This is a genomic window from Allobosea sp. FBZP-16, assembly GCF_002831785.1.
GTDB classification, from domain to species: Bacteria; Pseudomonadota; Alphaproteobacteria; order Rhizobiales; family Beijerinckiaceae; genus Allobosea; species Allobosea lupini.
This window is the reverse complement of the sequence record NZ_LNCQ01000036.1, coordinates 40,686-61,823: the sequence shown is the minus strand read 5'-3', so window position 1 is coordinate 61,823 and position 21,138 is coordinate 40,686. Positions and strand designations below refer to the sequence as shown.

Annotated in this window: 15 protein-coding genes; 6 read left to right on the top strand and 9 right to left on the bottom strand. The window is 67.9% G+C overall.

Annotation, left to right across the window (positions count from 1 at the left end; genetic code table 11):
* The first annotated feature begins 24 nt into the window (after nt 1–24).
* Genes CXY91_RS19600 through CXY91_RS19585 form a run of 4 tightly spaced genes read left to right on the top strand, consistent with a single transcriptional unit; the run spans nt 25 to nt 4,667 of the window.
* Complete coding sequence (locus CXY91_RS19600) at nt 25–1,224, top strand: amidohydrolase family protein (protein ID WP_100962891.1); 1,200 nt, start codon at nt 25–27, stop codon at nt 1,222–1,224.
* A gap of 38 nt (nt 1,225–1,262) precedes the next feature.
* Nucleotides 1,263–2,726 (top strand): amidohydrolase family protein, encoded by a 1,464-nt coding sequence (locus CXY91_RS19595; protein ID WP_100962941.1) that lies wholly within the window; start codon nt 1,263–1,265, stop codon nt 2,724–2,726.
* The gene (locus CXY91_RS19590; protein ID WP_100962890.1) at nt 2,723–3,706 is read left to right on the top strand and encodes an ABC transporter ATP-binding protein; all 984 of its coding nucleotides are present in this window, start codon (nt 2,723–2,725) and stop codon (nt 3,704–3,706) included. Before CXY91_RS19595 ends, CXY91_RS19590 begins: the two co-directional genes overlap by 4 nt.
* Nucleotides 3,699–4,667, top strand: a complete 969-nt coding sequence (locus CXY91_RS19585; protein ID WP_100962889.1) for an ABC transporter ATP-binding protein — start codon at nt 3,699–3,701, stop codon at nt 4,665–4,667. Before CXY91_RS19590 ends, CXY91_RS19585 begins: the two co-directional genes overlap by 8 nt.
* A 101-nt stretch (nt 4,668–4,768) precedes the next feature.
* Here CXY91_RS19585 and CXY91_RS19580 read toward each other — a convergent pair whose 3' ends face one another.
* From CXY91_RS19580 to CXY91_RS19540, 9 genes are all read right to left on the bottom strand, one after another.
* Nucleotides 4,769–6,472, bottom strand: a complete 1,704-nt coding sequence (locus CXY91_RS19580) for an IlvD/Edd family dehydratase (RefSeq protein ID WP_100962888.1) — start codon at nt 6,470–6,472, stop codon at nt 4,769–4,771.
* Between the two features lie 96 nt (nt 6,473–6,568).
* On the bottom strand, nt 6,569–8,164 hold the full coding sequence (gene ggt, locus CXY91_RS19575) for a gamma-glutamyltransferase (RefSeq protein ID WP_100962887.1): 1,596 nt from the start codon (nt 8,162–8,164) through the stop codon (nt 6,569–6,571).
* 66 nt (nt 8,165–8,230) lie between these two features.
* Nucleotides 8,231–9,814 carry an ABC transporter substrate-binding protein gene (locus tag CXY91_RS19570; protein ID WP_100962886.1) on the bottom strand — a complete coding sequence of 528 codons (1,584 nt, stop codon included), beginning with the start codon at nt 9,812–9,814 and terminating at the stop codon, nt 8,231–8,233.
* Nucleotides 9,815–9,896: 82 nt separating this feature from the next.
* A complete protein-coding gene (locus tag CXY91_RS19565) occupies nt 9,897–10,604 on the bottom strand; it encodes a GntR family transcriptional regulator (RefSeq protein ID WP_091833113.1) in 708 nt (235 codons plus the stop codon).
* A gap of 126 nt (nt 10,605–10,730) precedes the next feature.
* Complete coding sequence (locus tag CXY91_RS19560) at nt 10,731–11,882, bottom strand: glycosyltransferase family 4 protein (protein WP_248307561.1); 1,152 nt, start codon at nt 11,880–11,882, stop codon at nt 10,731–10,733.
* Nucleotides 11,879–12,907, bottom strand: a complete 1,029-nt coding sequence (locus CXY91_RS30995; protein ID WP_158673502.1) for a glycoside hydrolase family 5 protein — start codon at nt 12,905–12,907, stop codon at nt 11,879–11,881. Before CXY91_RS30995 ends, CXY91_RS19560 begins: the two co-directional genes overlap by 4 nt.
* Nucleotides 12,904–14,688, bottom strand: a complete 1,785-nt coding sequence (locus tag CXY91_RS19550; RefSeq protein ID WP_158673501.1) for an alpha/beta fold hydrolase — start codon at nt 14,686–14,688, stop codon at nt 12,904–12,906. Before CXY91_RS19550 ends, CXY91_RS30995 begins: the two co-directional genes overlap by 4 nt.
* Nucleotides 14,685–16,067 (bottom strand): lipopolysaccharide biosynthesis protein, encoded by a 1,383-nt coding sequence (locus CXY91_RS19545; protein WP_100962882.1) that lies wholly within the window; start codon nt 16,065–16,067, stop codon nt 14,685–14,687. Before CXY91_RS19545 ends, CXY91_RS19550 begins: the two co-directional genes overlap by 4 nt.
* The gene (locus CXY91_RS19540; RefSeq protein WP_100962881.1) at nt 16,064–17,290 is read right to left on the bottom strand and encodes a glycosyltransferase family 4 protein; all 1,227 of its coding nucleotides are present in this window, start codon (nt 17,288–17,290) and stop codon (nt 16,064–16,066) included. Before CXY91_RS19540 ends, CXY91_RS19545 begins: the two co-directional genes overlap by 4 nt.
* Before the next feature lie 425 nt (nt 17,291–17,715).
* Between CXY91_RS19540 and CXY91_RS19535 the strand changes: the two genes are divergently transcribed.
* Nucleotides 17,716–19,707 carry a GumC family protein gene (locus tag CXY91_RS19535; protein WP_158673500.1) on the top strand — a complete coding sequence of 664 codons (1,992 nt, stop codon included), beginning with the start codon at nt 17,716–17,718 and terminating at the stop codon, nt 19,705–19,707.
* Nucleotides 19,704–20,960, top strand: coding sequence for a UDP-phosphate alpha N-acetylglucosaminyltransferase (locus CXY91_RS19530; protein ID WP_100962879.1), 1,257 nt, complete (start codon nt 19,704–19,706; stop codon nt 20,958–20,960). Before CXY91_RS19535 ends, CXY91_RS19530 begins: the two co-directional genes overlap by 4 nt.
* Nucleotides 20,961–21,138: the final 178 nt, after the last annotated feature.

Here is a 21,138-nt window from a genome sequence, read left to right as displayed (position 1 = left end):
AAATCAAACGAGGATATGCCTGCGATGACCGCCTCCCTGCTGCTCCGCAATGTCCGCCCCTATGCCGGCAAGGCCGTCGATCTCCTGATCGAGAACGGCAGGATCGCCCAGATCGGCGCCAACCTTTCCGCGCCGGCCGGCGTCGCGATCGAGGACGGCAAGGGCGAGATCGTCATCCCCGGCCTGGTCGAGGCCCACACCCATCTCGACAAGAGCCTGCTCGGCCTGCCCTGGTACACCAACGAGGTCGGCCCCAAGCTGCTCGACAAGATCGACAACGAGCGGATGAACAAGAAGCGGCTCGACATCGATCCCGCGCGCCAGTCAGCCCGCCAGAGCATCCTCTCCTCGCTCAAGGGCACGACCCATATCCGCAGCCATGTCGATATCGACACCGAGCATGGGATGTGGGGTGTCGAGGGCGTGATGCAGACGCGCGATGCCTATCGCGATATCGTCGACATCGAGCTCGTCGCCTTCCCGCAATCGGGCCTGCTGCGCCGGCCGGGCACGCTCGAACTGATGGACCAGGCGATGCAGGCCGGCTGCGAGATCGTCGGCGGGCTCGATCCCTGCACGATCGACCGCGATCCCAAGGGCCATCTCGACGCCGTCTTCGGGCTCTGCCAGCGCTATGGCAAGCCGCTCGACATCCATCTGCACGAGCCCGGCGAGGTCGGTGCCTTCTCGCTCGACCTGATCATCGAGCGCACCCGCGCGCTCGGCATGACCGGCAAGGTCACGGTCAGCCACGCCTTCTGCCTGGGCACGCCAGATCCGGCCCTGATCGATCCGCTGATCGAGGAACTCGCCGTGCTCGACATCGCGATCATGACGACCGCGCCGGCGAGCCGCCCGGCTCCTCCGGTCAAGAAGCTGCTACAGGCGGGCGTCCGCGTCTGCTCCGGCTCCGACGGCATCCGCGACACCTGGAGCCCCTATGGCAACGCCGACATGCTGGAGCGGGCGATGTTCGTCGGCCTGCGCAACAATTTCCGTCGCGACGACGAGGTCAGGCTGGCGCTGGACGTCTGCGCCACCGAGGGCGCCAAGGTGATGGAGATCGAGGGCTACGGGCTCGAGCTCGGCTGCGTCGCCGATCTCGTCCTGCTGCCGGCCGAGTCGATCGCCGAAGCCGTCGCGACCCGTCCGCCGCGACGCCGCGTGATCAAGCGCGGCAAGATCGTCGCCCGCGACGGCGTGTCGATCAGGACCGCGCCGTGACCCCGCGAGCCAAGAAGCGGCCGGACGGCCGTATCCTGATGACCGCGCGCTGGGTGGTCGGCCACAAGGACGGCCGCCACCGCCTCTATGAGAACGGCGAGGTCGTGTTCGAAGACGGCGAAGTCGTCTTCGTCGGCCATGGCTTTCCGGGCGACGTCGCCCGCCGCCTCGACTACGGCCACGCCCTGATCGGGCCAGGTTTCATCGATTGCGATGCCCTCTCCGATCTCGACACCACCATCCTCGGCTATGACAACCAGCCGGCCTGGAAGAAGGGGCGCGTCTGGCCGCGCAGCTATCTCGAAGCCGGCCCCTACGAGATGTATACGCGCGAGGAACTCGCCTTTCAGAAGCGCTATGCCTTCTCCCAGCTGATCCGCAACGGCATCACCACGGCGCTGCCGATCGCCTCGCTGTTCTACCGCGCCTGGGGCGAGACGGTGCAGGAGTTCGAGGACGCCGCGAAAGCGGCCGCCGATCTCGGCCTGCGCGCCTATCTCGGCCCCGCCTACCGGACCGGCAACCAGCTGGTCGAAGCCGACGGGCGCATCGTCACCCATTACGACGAGCCCCGCGGCCTTGCCGAGCTCGATGCCGCCATCGATTTCGCCCGGCGTCACGACGGCGCGGCCGGTGGGCTGATCCGGGCGATGCTCGCGCCCGACCGCATCGAGACCTCGACGGCCGAGCTGCTGCGCCGCACCGCCGCCGCGGCGCGCGAGCTCGATATCCCCGTCCGCCTGCACTGCTGCCAGTCCAAGATCGAGTACGATCTCGTCCTCGCCCAGCACGGGCTGAGCCCGCCGGAATGGCTCGAAAGCCTCGGCTTCCTCGATGAGCGCTGCCTGCTGCCGCATGGCACCGTCGTCTCCGGCAGCCGCCTGATCGACCGTCCCGGCCGCGACCTCGAGATCATCCGCGATTCCGGCGCCAGCATTGTGCATTGCCCGCTGGTCTCGGGCCGGCACGGCAACGCGATCAACCATTTCGGCAGCTACCGTGCCATGGGCCTCAACATCGCCATGGGGACCGACACCGCCCCGCCGGACATGATCATGAACCTGCAGGTCGGCATGATCCTCTCTCGGACCATGGCCGGCAATGTCGGCGCCGTGCGCTCCGAGGATTACTACGACGCCGCCACGATTGGTGGCGCGGATGCGCTGCAGCGGCCCGATCTCGGCCGCCTCCAGCCCGGCTCGCGCGCCGACATCACCGTCTTTGCGTTGGACCGGCCGCATAGCGGCCAGGTCATCGACCCCATCCAGACGATGCTGCTGACCGGCCATGGCCGTGATTTCTCGACCGTGGTGATCGACGGCCGCTTCGTCATGGAGGACCGCGCCATTCCGGGCCAGGACGAGGCCGCCGACAAAATTCGTGCCCAGAAGCAGTTCGAGGGCGTGATGGCGCGCTATCCGCAGCGCACTTTGGGCCACCCGCCCGCCAGCGAGATCTTCTCGTCCAGCTACGCGATCGAACGCCAGGAGGACGCCGCGTGAACGCCCAGCCAGCGCTGCTTTCGGTGCAGGATCTGCGCATCGTCTTCGACGGGCGGCGTGGCCCGCTGACGGCGCTCGACGGCATCTCCTTCGAGATCGCGCCGGGCGAAATCCTCGGCGTGGTCGGCGAATCCGGCGCCGGCAAGTCGCTGACCGGCACGGCGGTGATCGGCCTGCTCGATCCGCCCGGGCGCCTTGCCGGCGGCGAGATCAGGCTGTCGGGCCAGCGCATCGACAATCTGCCGGCCGAGACGATGCGCAAATTGCGCGGCCGCCGGATCGGCGCGATCTTCCAGGACCCGCTGACCTCGCTGCATCCGCTGCTGACCGTCGGCGAGCAACTGGTCGAGACGATCACGACGCATCTGCCGGTCGGCAAGGCCGAGGCGCGCAAGCGGGCGCTCGACCTTCTGAAGGAGGTCGGCATCCCCGCCGCCGAGACGCGGATCGACCATTACCCGCACCAGTTCTCCGGCGGCATGCGCCAGCGCGTCGTCATCGCGCTGGCGCTCTGCGCCGAGCCGACGCTGATCATCGCCGACGAGCCGACCACGGCGCTCGACGTCTCGATCCAGGCGCAGATCACCACGCTGCTGAAGCGGCTCTGCCGCGAGCACGGCACAGCGATCATGCTGGTGACGCACGATATGGGCGTGATCGCCGAGACCGCCGATCGGGTCGCGGTGATGTATGCCGGGCGCGTCGTCGAGATCGGCCCGGTCGAGGAGGTGACGCGCCGGCCGCATCATCCCTATACCGCCGGTTTGATGGCCTCGATCCCGAGCGTTCACCGCCGTAACGCCGCGCTCAACCAGATCGACGGCTCGATGCCGCGTTTGAACGCGATCCCGACCGGCTGCGCCTTCAATCCGCGCTGCGGCTTTGCCACCGATCTCTGCCGGCAGACCAAGCCCAGCCTGCCGGCATCCGATCACGCCGCCGCCTGCCATTTCCCGCTGCGGGAGATCGCCCATGGCTGAGGCGAACACCATCCTTGAGGTCACCGCCGCCTCCTGTCGCTTCGACGTCTCGGCGCCGGCGCTGTCGCGGCTGTTCTCAGCTGAGCCGCGCCGCATCCTGCGCGCGGTCGAGAACGTCTCGTTCAGCGTCCACCGCGGCACGACCTTCAGCATCGTCGGAGAGTCCGGCTGCGGGAAGTCGACCCTGGCGCGCATGGTCGTCGGCTTGCAAAGGCCGACGCAGGGCATGCTCGATTTCAAGGACATCAAGCGCGCCGACGGCTCCTTCGGGCCGCCGCGGGTGCAGATGATCTTCCAGGACCCTTACGCCTCGCTCAACCCGCGCTGGCGTGTCGGCGACATCATCGCCGAGCCGATCCGCGAATTGAAGCTGCGCAAGGACGAGAGCGAGACGGCGACCCGCGTGGGCGATCTGCTCGAAATCGTCGGCCTGTCGCGCGCGGATGCGAACCGCTTCCCGCATGAATTCTCCGGCGGCCAGCGCCAGCGCATCTCGATCGCCCGCGCGCTGGCGACCGAGGCGGACTTCCTGGTCTGCGACGAGCCGACCTCGGCGCTCGACGTGTCAGTTCAGGCGCAGATCCTCAACCTGATGGTCCGGCTGCAAAAGGAGTTTGGGCTGACCTATCTCTTCATCAGCCATAATCTCTCGGTGGTCCGGCACATGTCGGACCATCTCGCCATCATGTATCTCGGCCGCTTCGTCGAGAGCGGGCCAGCGGAGGACGTGTTCGGCCGGCCGCGCCATCCCTATACGCGGCTCCTCCTCGACACGATCCCCGATGTCGAGAGGCCGAACCGAGAGCGGCGGCCGATGTCGGGCGAGGTGCCGAGCCCGATCGCGCCACCGCCGGGCTGCGCATTCCATCCGCGCTGCGTACAGGCGGTCGAGCGCTGTCGCACCGAGGCGCCGGCGCTGCGGCGCGAGGTCGAGCTGGAGATCGCCTGCCATTTGGCTTGAACGTTTCCGTCATTGCGAGCGCAGCGAAGCAACCCAGGAGCGGCAGGGCGAAGTGGCTTGTTCCCCATAGATCGCTTCGCTGCGCTCGCGATGACGACAGCTCAGCAGAAGTCGAAATCGACACCTTCGTCGGCCTGGAGCACGTGCTCGTCATAGAGCCGATCATAGCCGCGGCGCTGCCTTGCGGGCGGCTGCGGCAGGGCGGCCCGCCGCGCTTCGAGCTCGGCTGGGTCGACCAGCAGATCGAGCTTCCGCTCTGCGACGCTGAGCCGGATGCGGTCGCCATTGCGGACCAGCGCCAGCGGGCCGCCGACCGCCGCCTCCGGCGCGACATGCAACACGATCGCGCCATAGGCGGTGCCGGACATGCGGGCATCGGAGATGCGGACCATGTCCTTGACGCCCTTGGCCGCGAGCTTGCGCGGGATCGGCAGATAGCCGGCTTCCGGCATGGCGGCGGCGCTCTTCGGGCCGGCGTTCTGCAGGACGAGGATATCGTCCGGACCGACATCGAGATCGGGATCGTCGATGCGGGCCGAGAGGTCCTCCAGTGATGAGAACACGACCGCCCGGCCCTCATGCTCCAGCAGCCGCTTCTCGGCCGCGGCGCGCTTGACGATGGCGCCGCGCGGGGCGAGCGAACCGAACACCGCGACGAGGCCGCCATCGGGATCGACTGGGTCCTGGCGCGAGCGGATGATCGTGCGGTCGAGCTGATCGAGCAGGGGCCCGTCGATCAGTTCGCCCAGCGTCTTGCCCGTGATCGTCAGGCAGTCGAGATGGAGCAGGTCGCGCAACTCCTTCAGCACGGCCGGTACGCCGCCACCGGCGAAGAAATCCTCCATGTAGTTGTTCCCGACCGGCTTCAGGTTCACCAGAACCGGCGTCTCGTCGGAGAGCCGGTTGAGGCGGTTGAGGTCGACCTTGATGCCGGCGCGGCGGGCGATCGCCGTGAGATGGACGACGGCATTGGTCGAGCCGGAGATGGCCAGCAGCACGCGCCAGGCGTTCTCGATCGCCTGCTCGGTGACGATCTGGCGCGGCAGCAGCGTTTGCGTGCCGATCAGTTCGACGGCGCGCTTGCCGCTTGCCTCGGCGCAACGCAGCCGGTCGGCATGGACGGCGGGGATCGCGGCCGAGCGCGGCAAAGCGAGCCCCAGAGTTTCGGCGATGCAGGCCATGGTCGAGGCGGTGCCCATCACCGCGCAGGTGCCGGCCGTAGTGGCGAGCCGGCCTTCGACCACGTCGATCTCGCCCTGGTCGATTTCGCCGGCGCGGAAACGGGCCCAGAAGCGGCGGCAATCGGTGCAGGCACCCAGGCGCTCGCCCTTGTGGCGGCCGGTCGACATCGGCCCGCCGACGAGCTGGACGGTCGGAATATTGGCCGAGAGCGCCGCCATCAACTGCGCCGGCACGGTCTTGTCGCAGCCGCCCATCAGCACGACGGCATCGATCGGCTGAGCCCGGATCATTTCCTCCGTGCCCATCGCCATCAGATTGCGGAATTTCAGGCTGGTCGGGTTGAGGAAGACCTCGCCGAGCGAGATGGTCGGGAACTCGACGGGGAGGCCACCGGCCATCAGCACGCCGCGCTTCACCGCCTCTAGCAGTTCGGGGAAGTGACGGTGGCAGTTGTTGAAACCGCTATAGGTATTGGCGATGCCGACGATCGGCCGCGCCAGCGCTTCGTCGGAGTAGCCCATCGAGCGGGCGAAGGAGCGGCGCAGATAGGCGGCGAAGTCCGAGTCGCCGTAATTGGTCAGCCCGCCGGCGATGCCGCGCCCCTTCGATTCCTCGCCCGCCATGCCCGCTTCTCCCTCGACCTGTTCTGAAGAAGAAGCTTGCCGGGATCGCCGGCGCTGTCGAGGCCACCTCATGCAGGGCGGCCTCGCACTGGACACTCAGTAGCCGAGGGCGCAGCCGTCCTTGCGCGGATCGGAGCCGCCGGTCAGCGTGCCCTTCTCCCAGTCGATCCAGATCGCCTGGGCGCCGCCCATCGGCGATTTCGGCACCTCGACCTTGAAGCCGCGTCCGGTCAGGGCCGCGCCGACGCTCTCGCGCAGGCGTGCCTCCGCCTCCACCGTGTTCGTGCCGGGCAGGGGGAAGAGGCGCGGCAGGTCGATCGCCTCCTGCAAATCGAGGCCGTGGTCGAACAGCTTCGCCAGGAAATGGGCATGGCCCATCGCCTGGTAGTGCCCGCCCATCACGCCGAAGGGCATGACGACGCGGCCGTTCTCGGCGAGCATGCCGGGGATGATCGTGTGCATCGGACGCTTGCGCGGGGCGATCGCGTTCGGGTGACCCTGCTTCAGCACGAAGCTCTGGCCGCGATTGTGGAAGAGCACGCCGGACTTTTTGGTCATCAGCCCGCTGCCATAGGGCGAGAAGATCGAGTTGATGAAGGAGACGGCGTTGCGGTCCTTGTCGACGACGCTGATATAGACGGTGTCCTTGTGCTCGGCCCCGCCGGGGATGACCGGCAACGGATCTAGGGCGCGATCGGGATCGATCATCCCGGCGAGTTCGTCGGCGAGCGCATCCGAGAGCAGGTGCTCGACCGGCACCTCGGCTTTGGCGGGGTCTGCCAGGAAGCGGTCGCGCGCGGCATAGGCGAGCCGGGTCGCCTCCAGCTCGATATGCAGGTTCTCGACCACGAGCGGGCCACCCTTCGGCTTGAAGCGCTCGAGGATCTTCATGATCAGTAATGCGATCACGCCCTGGCCGTTCGGCGGGCACTCATAGACGGTGCGGCCACGGAAGGTCGCGCTGATCGGCGTGACGTATTCGCCCTCGGCGGCGGCGAAATCGTCCGCCGTGTGCAGGCCGCCGGCGGCCTGGAGATAGTCGACCATCTCTCTGGCGATCTCGCCGCGATAGAAGGCGTCGCGGCCCTCGCGGCCGATCGCTTCGAGCGTCTCGGCGAGAGCCGGCTGACGCTGGACCGTGCCGGCCAGCGGAGCCTTGCCGTCGGCGAGGAAGGTCGCGGCGGCGTTGGCGTCCTTGATCAGCAGCTCGCGCTGGGCCGCGAGATCGTAGGCGACGCGCGGTGTCAGCGCATAGCCGTCGCGGGCATAGGCGATGGCGGGCGCGAGGACCTCGGCCAGCGGCAGGCGGCCATGATCCTTGTTGAGCCGGGTCCAGGCGTCGATCGCGCCAGGCACGGTAACGGCATGCGGGGAGTGCCGCTCCAGCGTGGTGATGCCGGCCTTCGCGTACCAGTCCAGCGTCGCGGAGGCGGGCGTGCGGCCCGAGCCGTTATAGGCGATGACATCGGTCGATCCGCCCTGCGAATAGAGCACGAAGCAGTCGCCGCCGACGCCGGTCGAGCCGGCCTCGACGACGCATTGCACGGCGCAGGCGGCGATCGCTGCGTCGATGGCGTTACCGCCAGCCTTCATGATGTCGAGCGCGGCGAGCGTCGAGGCGGGATGCGAGGTCGCCGCCATCGCATTGCGGCTGATTGCGAGGGAGCGGCCGGGAAGCTCGAGATCACGCATAGGCTGGCTTTCGTGGAAATCTGGCCGGCGCTGGTCGCCGGCCATGGGGAAGGAGGCGAAGGGCGCTCAGCCCTTGCGCAGATTGGTGAAGACCGGGACGCCGTTCAGCATGCCGGTCAGGTTCTTGCGGTAGGCAACCGGCTGGAGGTACTGCCCGGCCGGGACGTAAGGCACGTCCTGCATCGCCTGCAGCTCGATCTCGCGGGCGATCGCCTTCTGCTCGGCCGGGTCGGCAGCGGTCAGGAAGCGGGCGCGAAGTGCCTCGATCTGGGGGCTGTCGGGCCAGCCCGGGCTGCCCTTGGCGCCGTTGCCACGCAAAGGCGAGCTCGTCGCCGGCGAGCCGAGATCGAGCCCGGCCCAATAGGTGACATAGCAGCTCCAGCCTCCCTGCTCGACCGGGTTGCGGCTGCTGATGCGCTGGAGGACGGTGCCCCAGTCGGCGGCGACGAAGTCGACATTGACGCCGATCTTGCGCAGCGCATCCGCCGCGACGTCGCAGACCAGGGCGATGCGAGGCACGTCCTGCGCCGCAAGGAAGACGGCGCGCTCTCCCTTGTAGCCGGCCGCAGCGAGCTCCTGCTTGAGTTTGCCGAAATCCTTGGGGCCCTTCAGGACCTTGCCCGCGACGTCGGATGCCATCGGCGAGTTGTTCGGGAAGAAGCCGATGCTGCCGCGCTCGACCTGCGGATCGCCGCCGCAGACCGCGTTCATGCACTCCTCCTGGTCGATCGCCTGGAGGATGACGCGGCGCACCGCCGGATTGTTGAAGGGCGGCTGCAGATGGTTGAGCCTGAGCTGCCCGGCCATTCCGGTCCGGTCCTTGACCTCGACGGTGATGTTCGGGTCCTTCCGCAGCAGCGGCAGCAGGTCGATGATCGGCTGCTCGACCCAGTCGACCGCGCCGGTCTGCAGCGCTGCGACCGCAGTCGCGGCATCGGGCATGACGGTGAACTCAATGCGGTCGAGATAGGGCGTGCGTGGGCCGGCGGTGAAGCTCGGCGTGCCCTGGCGCGGCACGTAACCCTCGTGCCTGGCATAGACATGGCGGGCGCCGGCGATGCGCTCGGCAGTGAGATAGCGATAGGGGCCGCTGCCGATCGCTTCCGGGATCTGCTTGAACGGGTCGGTTGCGGCGAGGCGCTCCGGCATGATCGCGGCGACGAGCGCGCTCGGGCGGGCGAGCGCCGCCGGCAGATGCGGGAAGGGCGCCTTCAGCCGGAAGACGATGGTACGATCGTCGGGCGCCGAGAGCTCGTCGGTCGCGGCCATCAGCGCCTGGCCGAAGGTGTCGCGGGCGCTCCAGCGCTTGATCGAGGCGACGGCGTCGCGCGCCAGCACCTTGCTGCCGTCATGGAAGACGAGGCCGGGCCGCAGCGTCAGCGTCCAGCGTTTGTCGTCCTCCTCGACGACATGGCCCTCGACCATTTGCGGTTGCGGCTGGAACTGGTCGTCGAGCCCGTAGAGCGTGTCCCAGACCAGCAGCGCGTGGGTGCGGGTCGAATAGCCGTTGGTCCAGATCGGATCGATGATCGCGACGTCGGAATAGGGCACGAAGCGCAAGGTCTTGGCATCCTGCGCGCTGGCGAGATGCGGCGCGGCCGGCAGGAAGGCGGCCGCGGCCGAGGCTTTCAGGAACTGGCGTCGATCCATTGTGGACCCCCTCGTTGTTTTGGTTGAGCCTTGGGTGTCCCTCGTCGGAGCGGCCTTCTGGCGAGCCGCTCGATCGTTCGGTTCAGGGCTGGGTGCTCGCCGGAAGCGCCGAAGACGCTCCGGCAGCCTGACTGCGTTTGCGCAGGAACTCGGCGAGGCGCGGCGCGGTGCGCAGGACGTGCTCGCGCATCACCGCCTCGGCATGCTCGGCGTCGCCGGTCCTGATCGCCTCGACGACCTCGTCCTGGCGCTCGGTCGCGTGGGCGGGTTGGGCGACATGGTGGAGCCAGACGCGCATATAGGGCTCGACGGCGATATGCAGCGCTGCGATCTGGGCGATCAGCTTGGGCCGCCGGCTGAGGCCGCAGATATAGGCGTGGAATTCCTGGTGACGGCCGAGCCAGTCGCCGCCGCCGGCCGCACCGGCGCGGTGCATGCGGGCGACGTGGTCGTCGAGCTCGGCGAGCGCCGCTGCATCGAAACGCGGCATGGCGAGGCGAACCGCGAGACCCTCCAGCACGGAGCGGATTTCGAAGAGCTCGTAGATCTCGTCGATCGTCAGGCCGGAGACGACGCAACCGCGATTGGGGCGGATCAGGACGAGGCCTTCATTGGCGAGGCGCTGGAAGGCTTCGCGCACCGGCATGCGGCTCATGGCCAGCTCGCGCGCGATCGTCTCCGGGATCAGGCGCTCGCCAGGCTGATAGCGGCCGCTGCGGATGTCCTGGAGGATGGCGCGATAGGCCTCGTCCTGCGCCGTCGCAGCCATGCCTTTCGAGGCGAAGCTCATCCCGTTTCCCCGCAAGCCATCTGCACTCGGTCAGCCGCTTTGTATGAGTGTATCCACTATTACAAAGCTAGAATCAGACGATACGCAAGGGGGCTTGCGCGGCGACAGCGCGATGGCGTCGGAGGGTCAGAGCGCGGCGGTGTAGAATTCGAGATAGCGGCGGGCGACCTCGTGCCAGGAATAGGATGCGAGGTTCGAAAGACGCGGGCGCGTATTGCCGGGATAGCGGACGAGATCGGCATGAGCCTGTTCGACGGCCAGGGCAGCCTCGTCCGCGTCGGCGAAATCGACGGTGCGGACAACCGGGAACTTGCTGGCGAGGCCAGCGAAGGCGGCATTGGGCTGGACGACCGGCACGAGGCCGGCGCTCATTGCTTCGACCAGGGCAAGGCCGAAACCCTCGAACTCCGAGGCGGAGACGAAGAGCGAGGCGCGGCTCATCACCTGCCTAGCCGCGGCATCGTCGAGGCCGAGATGAAGGGTGACGTTCTGCTCCATGCCGGCGTCTGCGATCGCCTTGTGCAGCGCTTCTTCGGTCCAATCCGAGGCGACGCCGAGCATGTCGAGATGCCAGGATGGATCGCGCCGCGCCAGGGCCGCCATCGTCGCGATCAGCCGGTCCGGCCGCTTGTTCTTGGAGAAGCGGCCGATGCTGACCAGGCGCCTTTGCGGGTCGGGACTGGAGGCACCGGCGAACTTGTCGAGGTCGACGCCGTTCTCGATCACCCGGACCTTGCCGGGCGCGAGCCGCTCGAACATGCGGGCATCGTTCGTGCTGCAGCCGGCGATACCGCGATAGACCTGTGCCGAGAGCCGGGTCGGGCCGTTGAACCAGAGCTTCTTCAGGCCGGCAAAGTCGCTGGTGTGGAAGAAGCCGCCATGGGTGGTGGCGACGAGCGGCTTGCGGTGCAGCAGCCAGCCCAGAGCGAGCGCATCGAAGAAGAAGTCGATCGCGTGGACATGGACGAGATCGGCCTCGCGCAGGTGCTTGAACACCTCCGGAGCGAGCGGATAGCGCGTCGAGCCGCGGAAGGGGATGCGGGTAATCGGGATGCCGTCGATCACCTCGCTCGTCGGCAGGACGAGCTCCGGCCGCGAGAACAGACGGTCGAGCGTCACAACCGAGGGCTTGAGGCCGAGCGCCAGCTGCGCCCGGCAGAGATTGGCGACGACGTCTTCCAGCCCGCCGCGATTGGGCAGGAACTGGCGCACGACATGAATGACGCGCGTGCCGGCCGGCAGAGCGGGCGCGGCGCGATGGGAGAATGGAGCGGTCACGGCTTGGCCTCCCGGCCGCAGACGGCGCTGGGGCGCTTCGCCTTCAGGCGTTCGAGCAGCACCCTCATCTGCGGGCGCTCGCCCGCCTTGGTCGGCTCGAGGTTGAAGATGTAGTCCGCCGGCCACCAGGGCCCGGCGCCCCAGGCGGTCCAGCCCAGCCATTGCTGCGGGCTGGCGTCGACCTTCGCCGCCATCTGCCGGAGCGCGGTCAGGCATTCCAGCTTGTTCGAGGCCGCGAACTCGCCGAGGAAGCCGCGGCGGTCATTGGCCTTGAGCCAGGCGGTGACGTCGTCGATCGCTTTCAGCGCACCGGCCGCGGCCGAGCATTCCGCTGCACGGCCGGAATAGTCGGCGTCGAGATATTGATGGAAGTCGTAGGCGTAGCGATCGAGCGGGTCGACGACGCCGAGGAGGTCGCGGCCGTTGTTGCCGACCGGCAGGTCGGAGGTCCAGCTATGGGCGCCGCCGAAGGCCGTGCCGGTGACCAGCAGGAGCTGCTTGGCGCCGGCCTTGCGGATCGCGGCGATGGCGACGTTCTGGATCTTCGCCCAGTTTGCGCTGGTGATGTCGTAGGGCTCGTTCATCAGCGAGAAGACGAGCTTGGGCCGTTCGCGATAATGCTCGGCGAGCCGGCGCCAGACATCCGCGAGCGCTTCGGCCGGCAGCTCCTTCGAGCCGAGCTGCTTCTTGGCGTAATAGCCGTAATTGTGGAGGTCGATGATGGCGATCAGCCCAGCCTCGTTGATCCGGCGGACCGTCTGGTCGAGATAGGCCAGCTCCATGATGTCGAGCCCGCCATTGAGGTCAGGCTGGATGCGTTCCCAGCGGAAGGGCAGGCGGATGGCGCTGGCGCCGAGCTTGCCGAGCCGCTGGATCGCCTCTTCGCTCGGATAGGTATAGTCGGTGTCGACCTTGCCGGGGGTGTCGCCGAACTCGGCGCCAGACAGGTTGACGCCGCGCAGACAGGTCTCGGCCCGCGCCGGCAAGGTGGCGAGCAGGGCCAGGGCAAGAACAGTCAGTCTCACGGCGTGACGATCCGGATGAGCGCATCGAGCAGCCGGCGGCCGGCGGCGAGATGCGTGAAATTGTGGTCGGCGTCGGCGAGCATGGTCAGCGAGGTGTTCGGATAGGCGGCAAGCCCCTTGCCGGCTTCGCCGAAATAGGTCTCGAGCTCGGCGAGGCCGACATCGCCATCGGCATAGAGCAGCGAGAGCTCGACATTGCGTGCCGCGAGCGTCGCGAAATGGCGATGGCACTGGTGGTGGAGCCGGCCATGCTTGGTGAGGCGCCCGAGCAGTGGCGCGAGCTTGACCGAGAGCCGTTTGCGATAGCGCCAGATCAGATAGCGCCCGGCCGGTCCGACCCGGAGCTTGCCGGTGAGCAGGCGGCGCAAGCCGTCCTTGCGGGCCAATGTCGCGCCGAGGTCGCCGGCGCTGCGATGGGCATAGCGGATCGCATCCTCGACGCTCTCGTCGGGATCCCAGACGAAGCGCTCGTTGTTGACGATGACGAGGCGGCGGATGCGCTCGTCGACAACGGCGGCATGGAAGGCGGCATAGGCGCCGCTGCAGCGCCCGATCAGGACGGGTGCGTCGAAGCCGCGCGCCTGCATGGCATCGATGGCGAGGCGGACATCGTCGATCTGCGCCTGCGAGTAGAGGATCTCCTCCGGCCCGTCAGCGGCGACGCCGCTGTCGCCGACGCTGCTGGCGTCGAATCGCAATGAGGCGACGCCACGCCGGGCGAAGGCGCGCGCCTGGCTGACGCTGACTCGGGCCCAGCCGATATGGTAGTCGCGGCCGGCATTGACGAAGACGATGGTTTCGCGCGCCGCCGGCCCGAGCGGCTCGCAGAGCACGCCGAAGAGCCGGCCATCCGGGCCGAAGCGGATCGGCCGTTCGATGAAACCATCGCCGAGCAGGCCTTCCGCCGGGCCGGGCAATTGCGACGTCCCGATGTCGGCGCGAGCAGAGCCGGCAGCCGCCGCCCGCTCGGCGATCCAGTCGACGATCCCGGCTATGGTCGCCATTGGCGGGCGCGCCGCGGTCGGGTCGGTCGTCAGCGTCTCATAGCCGTCATAGTCGCGCTGCGTCACGGTGGCGCCGAGACCGGTGAGTGTCTCGGCGAGTGCCGCGTCGCCACCATGGCCCGGCCGCGACAGCAGCAGAATCTGCTCGGACGGCGCCTGTCGGAGCGCTGCCGTGCCGAGCGTCGCGATCGCCGGCAGGCGGCCGGGCGCGATGCGCAGGCCCGCCACGGCGCAGCGTGTCTCGTCGTCGGGGTCGGTGCCGATGCCGATCCGGTCCGAGACGATCCGCGTCCAGGCCGAGAGCTCGCGCAGATAGCGCTTGCCGTTGCCGACCGGCGCCATCAGCACGCTGGCCGCGACCGGAGCGAGCTGCTCGGCGAGCTTGAGCGCCAGCGTCCCGCCGAGCCCCTGGCCGAGTAGCACGAGGCGCTCGCAGCCGCTGGCGCGCCGCAGCAGGTCGGCGGCGGCGCGGATGGTCTCGAACCAGTCGTCCAGCCCCTGCACATCGGCGGCTTCATGGGCGTCGCCCTGGCCGGGATAGTCGAAGCGCAGGCAGGCGATGCCTCTGTCGGAGATCGCCTGCGCCAGGCTGCGCCAGGTCGCGCGCAGGCAGAGCTCCTCATAGCCGATGGCGCCGAGCATCAGCACTGCGACCGGGGCACGGCCGGCATGGAGCATGCCCATGCTGCCGCCGAAGGTCACGGGCGTGCCGAAAGGCGATGGGGCCGTCCTCGCCTCGCCGGCCGGATCGATACGATAGGCTGCAGCTGCCGTCATCGGCCGGCTCCTTCGCTGGCGCGGCCGGGCGGCAGCGGGTCTGGCTGGTCCTGCGGCGCGCCGCCGAACAGGAAGGGCCGGAAGAAGGCGGTCGCCATGTTGTCGATCCGCCATTTCTGCTTGATCCAGTACCAGGCGGCGAGGCTGGAGGCGGTGCTGAAGACCAGCCCGGCGATGGCGATGCCCATCAGCCCGCCGACCCGCGCCAGCGCATAGAGCAGGCCGAGATAGAGGACGAACATGATCGCCCGCGCGATCAGGAAGAAGCGCTCGCCGCCGCCGATCATCAGCAGCCAGGAACCGGGGCCGAAGAAGGCGAGCGAGACCGACATCACGCAGAGCGCGACCAGAACGTTCTCGTGCTGGACGAACTCCGGATTGAACAGATGCAGGATGAAGGGCGCCACCACGGCGAGCGCCAGCGCACCCAGCAGCGAGATGCAGAAGCTGGCGAAGGAGAGCCGCCCGATCAGCAGTTGCGCCCCGGCCGTGTCGGATTTCTGGAAGCGGGCGGCGATCATCGGGATGCCGACCGTATCGATCGCTGCCAGCGGCAGCAGCAGCAGCATCGAAATCCGCAGCGCGACGAAATAGAATCCGGCTTCGTTCAGCCCGAGCAGCGCGCCGATCAGGATCGTCTCGAGATAGGCCGAGGCCGAGTTCAGCACGTTGTTGGCGATGAAATAGCCGCTTTCCCGGCGCCACTCGCCATGGGTCTCCGCCGGCACCTGGTCACGCGCCTTGAGCCAACCCACCCCCTCGTCCTGGAGGAAGCAGACGCTCTGATAGAGCGTCGTGGCGGCGAGCAGTCCGGTGATGATCGCCATGGCGCCCGCGCCGCCGCCGAGGAGGCCGACGAACCCGGCACCGGCGATCAACAGGATCGAGCTGCCGCGCCAGACGATCTCGCGCGGCACCAGTGACATGTTGATGCGGCCATGGATGCGGAAATAGTTCTGCAGGTACTCGCTCAGCGCGAAGATCGCGGCGAAGACGAAGGCGAGCCAGAGATAGTGGTAGGTCGGCGGCAGCCGGTCGGCGAAGAGCCAGAGCGGCAGCGCCGCCGCCAGCAGCACGAAGCAGCCGAGCGCGAGCCAGCGCGCGTTGACGCCGAGGAGGGCCTGGTTGAGCGGATGGCCACTCGCCTCGGCCCGGCGATAATGCTTCACCACCAGGATCTGCTGGCCGAGCACGGCGATCAGCCCGAGCGCGCTGCCGATCGAGAACAGGAAGACATAGAGCCCGTATTCCGAGGTCGGCAGGAAATGGCTCGCGGCCAGCAGCACGAGGAAGCTCAGCAGCGTGCTGCTGAAGCGCGACGAGAAGGCCGGCAGGAAGCGGCCGGCCCCGGTCCAGGCGAGATCGAGGAATTCCCTCACGGCCGCGCCTCCCGCGGCTGCAGGAGCGCGGTCCCGGCCGGCTTGCCGACGAGGCCATCGAAGACGGCGCCGTAGGCGGCGGCGATCCGGTCCGGGCTGTAGCGGGCGGCGGCGGCGAGCGCGCCGGCCGATTGCACCGCGACGAGCCCGCGATCCCTTGCGTAGGCCGTGATCTGCGCCGCCAGCGCGGCATCGTCACCCGGCTCGAACAGGGCGCCATTGACGCCCGTTTGGATCGTCTCGGGGATGCCGCCGGACCTGGCGCCGATCACCGGCACGCCATGGGCGAAAGCCTCGATCACCACCCGCCCGAACGGCTCGCGGAACAGCGAGGGAACGGCGAGGACGTCGATCTCGGGCAGGAACGCATCCGGCTTGGTCCAGCCGAGGAAGCGGGTGTTGTGCGCCGGGAAGCGCCCGGGCAGGGCCTTGGCATAGTCGCTCTGGCCGGTGCCGGCGATCAGGAACTCGACCGGTTCGCCGGCGAGCCGTTGCGCGGCTGCGGCCAGCGTGTCGAGGCCCTTGATCGGGTCGTGTACGCCGATGAAGCCGATGCGTAGCGGGCGCTCCGCCGGCGGAGCTGAGCGGGGCAGAGCGCCGGGCACGGGCGCGATCGCGCCGGGAATGGCGTGCGTCGTCGCGTTCGGGAAATAGCCGTGCTCGGTGTGGCGGCCGATGATGAAATCGGTCTCGCCGATCACGGCGTCGACGAAGCGCGAGTTCAATTTCTTGCCGTAGGAGCTCACCTGGCAGGAACCGCAGGCGCGTCCGCAATTGTCGTTGCCCTTCCACATGCTGCCCTTCCAGCAGAGCAGGAAGGTGCTGCGCAGGATATGCGCGACCGGCACGCCGCAGCTTTTCGCCGCCGCCCAGGTCGCGACATTGATGTTCTCGATCGAGTCGGTCAGCACGATGTCGGGGCGTAGGCGCCTGATCTCGCGGCGCATGACGAAAAAGGCGCGCGGATTGAAGTTCTCTAGCGCGTGCCAGATCGCTTTCTTCCAGCCTGGCCGAGGCAGCCGGTAGTTCCAGTCGATGTTGAGCGAGCGCAGGCGGTGCACCGGCACGCCGTCATAGGTCTCGTGCCTGTCCTCGCCGGAGACGTTGACAACGGTCAGGTCATGGCCGGCCGCGAGCAGCAGCTTGGCGACGATCATCGCCGAGATCGGCCCGCCGCCGTCGATGAAGGGCGGGAACGCTGCACAGGCCATCAGGATACGCATGCTGTCTGGACTCGTCCTCGTCACGGCGCGTTTGCCGGGGCGGCCTTTCCCAAGGGCAGCAATACCCGGCGCGGGCTAAGCAAAGGTTGGCGTGCCCGGGGGATTTCTTCGTGTTGTAAACGAGGCGTGAACGGGATCGCGCAGGCCACAGGTAGGGCGGTCGAAAAATCGTTCCGATCACGCTGATTTTCGTAAATGTTGAACTATCATCGGCGTCCCCGGAGCGGAACAGCTCTTTGAAAATGCTTTGGCCGTGTAGTTAATTTTCGGCGAGCTGATTGATTGAATACTTGAATCAAATCGCCCTGAGTCTGTTGCCGAAATGTTAACTACGCCTCGGCAGGATGCGCGGTGGAATTCCAGCCGAGCCGTCGGCGCGTCCGGCCGTGGATGCGCCGTGCCGGGCCGGATCGAGGAGGCTTGTGGTGTCGGCTGCGTTCGAGGCGGGGAGACGGGAGGAGGCGCCGGCGAAGGACCGCGACTCCGCCGCTTTCAGTCTGTCCGAATTGCTCCAGCTGCTGCGCCGCCGCCGCTGGCTGGTGATCGCCAGTGCCGCGATCTGCATCCTGTTCGCGCTCGCCTATCTTGCGGTGCAAGTCCCGGTCTATCGCGCGACCGCCGAACTGCTCGTCGACCCGCAGGCGCTGCAGGTCGTCGGCAAGGACATCGTGCGCACCGACACCTCGGCCTCGATCGACTTCGCCAATGTCGACAGCCAGGCGCTGGTGATGACCTCCACCGGCGTGCTGCGCCAGCTGATCGAGGAGCTCGACCTCGAGAACGATCCCGCTTTCGTCCGGCCGCCGGGGCTGGTCTCGCGCCTGCTCGGCAAGCTCGTGCAGCCGACGCCGGAGCAGCGCCTGGCCCAGGCGGTCGATGCGCTCAAGAAGGCGATCGTGATCCAGCGCGTCGACAACTCGCTGGTCTTCCGCATCACCGTCTCGCATCCGCAGGCGCAAAAGGCGGCCGACATCGCCAATGGGCTGGCCCAGGCCTATTTCCGCCAGGGCAATGATGGCCGCCGTGCTGTCGTCGAGCGCGCCAACATCTCGCTGATCGGCCAGATCGCCGGCCTGCGCACGCAGCTCGACGAGGCGGAGCGCGCCGTCCAGAGCTTCCGCAGCCAGCACAGCCTCGTCAGCACGGGCGAGGGCGGGCTCATCGTCTCCCAGCAATTGCGCGACCTCTATGGCCAGATCAGCCAGGCGGAGGCCGAGCTTGCGCGCCAGCAGGCAAGGCGCGACCAGCTCGCCCGCTATCAGAGCCGCGATCCCTTGTCCGACACCCTGCCGGAGGCGCTCACCTCCTCGGTGGTGACCTCGCTCAGGGGGCAATACGCCCAGAGCGCGCGCGAGGCGGCGAGCCTTGCCCAGACGCTCGCGCCGCAGCATCCACGCCTGATCGAGATCCGGGCCGAGCTCGCCGAAACGCGCAGGCTGCTGTCCGGAGAGCTCGCCCGCCTGCGTTCGACCGTGCAGGAAAGCTATCGCCAGAGCGAGGCCAATCTCGCCAATCTCAGGAAACGGGCGACGGAGCTGACCAAGTCGCAGGAGGTCAGCGGCGCCGCGCAGATCAAGCTGCGCCAGCTCGAGAGCGAGGCCGAGGCGGTGCGCGTCGTCTACAGTGCCTCGCTGCAGCGCGCCAAGGAGCTGGAGCAGCAGAAGCGGATCGAGACCAATAATTCGCGCATGCTGTCGGAAGCGGTCGCGCCGGCGCAGCCGACGAAGCCGCCCGCTCCCATCGTGCTCGCCGCAGCCCTGCTTTTCGGCGCCTGCGCCGGCCTCGGCATCGCCTATCTGCTGGAATGGCTGCCATCCTCGCGGATCATCCCCGAGCGACTGAAGCCGATGGCAGCGTTGACGCCGGAAGCCGCCGGTCGGGCGATCGGGGTCGGCACGGTGGTGTCGCTGCCGGCCGCTGCCGCCCGTCGCGAGGATGCGCTCATACCTGTGACACGCCTGCTGCAGCGGACGCTCGGCCCGCATCTGCCGGCCTCCGTGATGATCGCGGGCTCGGTCGACGATGCGACGCAGGCGGCGCTCGCCGAGCATCTCGCCAACAGCCTGGCGGCGCATGGCGAGAGCGTTCTGCTCTGCCAGGACGGCTCGGGCCGCGACATGAACATCCGCCGGATCGAGCCAGCCGCCTCGGCCACGGCCAAGCCCGGGCGGCGGCGCAATTTCATCATCATGCGGCAAACCTCTCCTTCGGACGGCAAGGCAGGCGCGCGCCCGGATGCGATCGTCCTCGCCTCGTCCCTCGCAGGCGAGACGCCGCGCAGCCTCGTCGATCAGGCCGCTGCGATCGATCCGGTGGGCGAGCATATCGTCGCACTCGTCGTCCCCGAGGATTCCGGAACCGGCGTGCGGGGCCTGGCGTCGCGCTGGTTGCGCCGTCCGGCGCAGGCGGCCGCGTGAGCAGCCAGGCGGCGATGGCCGGTGGCCTCGATCCCGCCCGCCCGATGCCGGTCCTGCCGCTCGCCCTGCTGATCGGCGCGCTCACCTTCAACATGGCGTTGTGCTTCATCAACACCAACGTCATGGGCATCAACGACACCATGGTGATGGGGTGCGAGGTCGTGCTGGTCGCGACCGCGCTCTATCTCGGCCTCGGCCGCAACGCCGCGCCCTATCTGCTGCTGGCGGTGTTCTTCTCCTATGCCGTGCTGCTGATGGCGATGCGGCCGCTGATCGACCCCAAGGCGGTGCGCGACTTCCTGATTCCGGTCGCCTTCTATCTGCTCGGCAAGAGTTGCAACGATCCGCGCCTGGCCGATCGCGCTGCCCTGATCAGTGGGCTCATCGTTGTCGTCTTCGGCCTGTTCGAGTTCCTCGCCCTCGACCTCTACGTCACCTATTTCAACATCATCAAATACTATGTCGCGCGCGGCACGGTGGCGCCGAGCGACGTCAGCAGCCAGACCGGCGCGCTTTTCGCCAGCGGCCTCAGGCCGGATTCGCGGACGCTGCTGCCATTCCTCGGGCCGCACCGGGCCTCCTCGGTCTTCCTCGAGCCGATCTCGACCGGCAATTTCGGCGCGATCCTCTATATCTGGGCGTTGAATCGCCCGCAGATGGCCAAGCGCTGGCTGACCATGGCCGCGGGCATGACCGCGATCGTGCTCAGCGATTCCCGCTTCGGCGCCAATGTCTGCATCGTCGCGACCGTCGCCTATCTCGCCGCGCCGATCACGCCGCGCTTCGTCTGGCTGGTGGCGCCCTTCGTCATGCTGATCGGCTTTGCCATCTACGGCTTCGTCAGCGCCGAGGTGAACTGGCAGAACAACTTCGCCGGCCGCATGCTCTGGACGTCGCGCCTCATCACCTCGTTGTCGCCGGCCGCGGTCTTCGGCCTGTCGCCCGACAAGCCTTTCCTGTCGGACTCCGGCTATGCCTACTCGCTGAACCAGATCGGGCTTTTCGGCGTCATCGGCTTCTGGAGTCTGTTCATCTTCGCGCCGGAGAAGTCGCCGCGAGCCTGGCGCTTCAAGGTCTGTGTCGCGACCTATATCTGCCTTTTGATGATCGTCAGCGACTCCGTCTACTCGATCAAGACCGCGGCCCTGCTCTGGTTCATGACGGGGTCGAGTGATGCCGATGCCGGGCCTGAGCCCGCACCGGTCGCCGAGCGCAGCATGGTTGTCAACTATTCCGCGGCAGCGCCCGGCTGAATTCACTGAAAATCGAGTATTCGCGGCAATCCGCCGTTTACCACATCTCCAGACGTCCGGCTGTGCGACGCTTCCGCCAGTCATTCTACGGCAGGCGCAAGGTAACTTTAAATTTTATGCGTTAGGCCTGACGCAACGAACAACACGGCGTCAAACCAACCGACCTAAGCGTCCATAC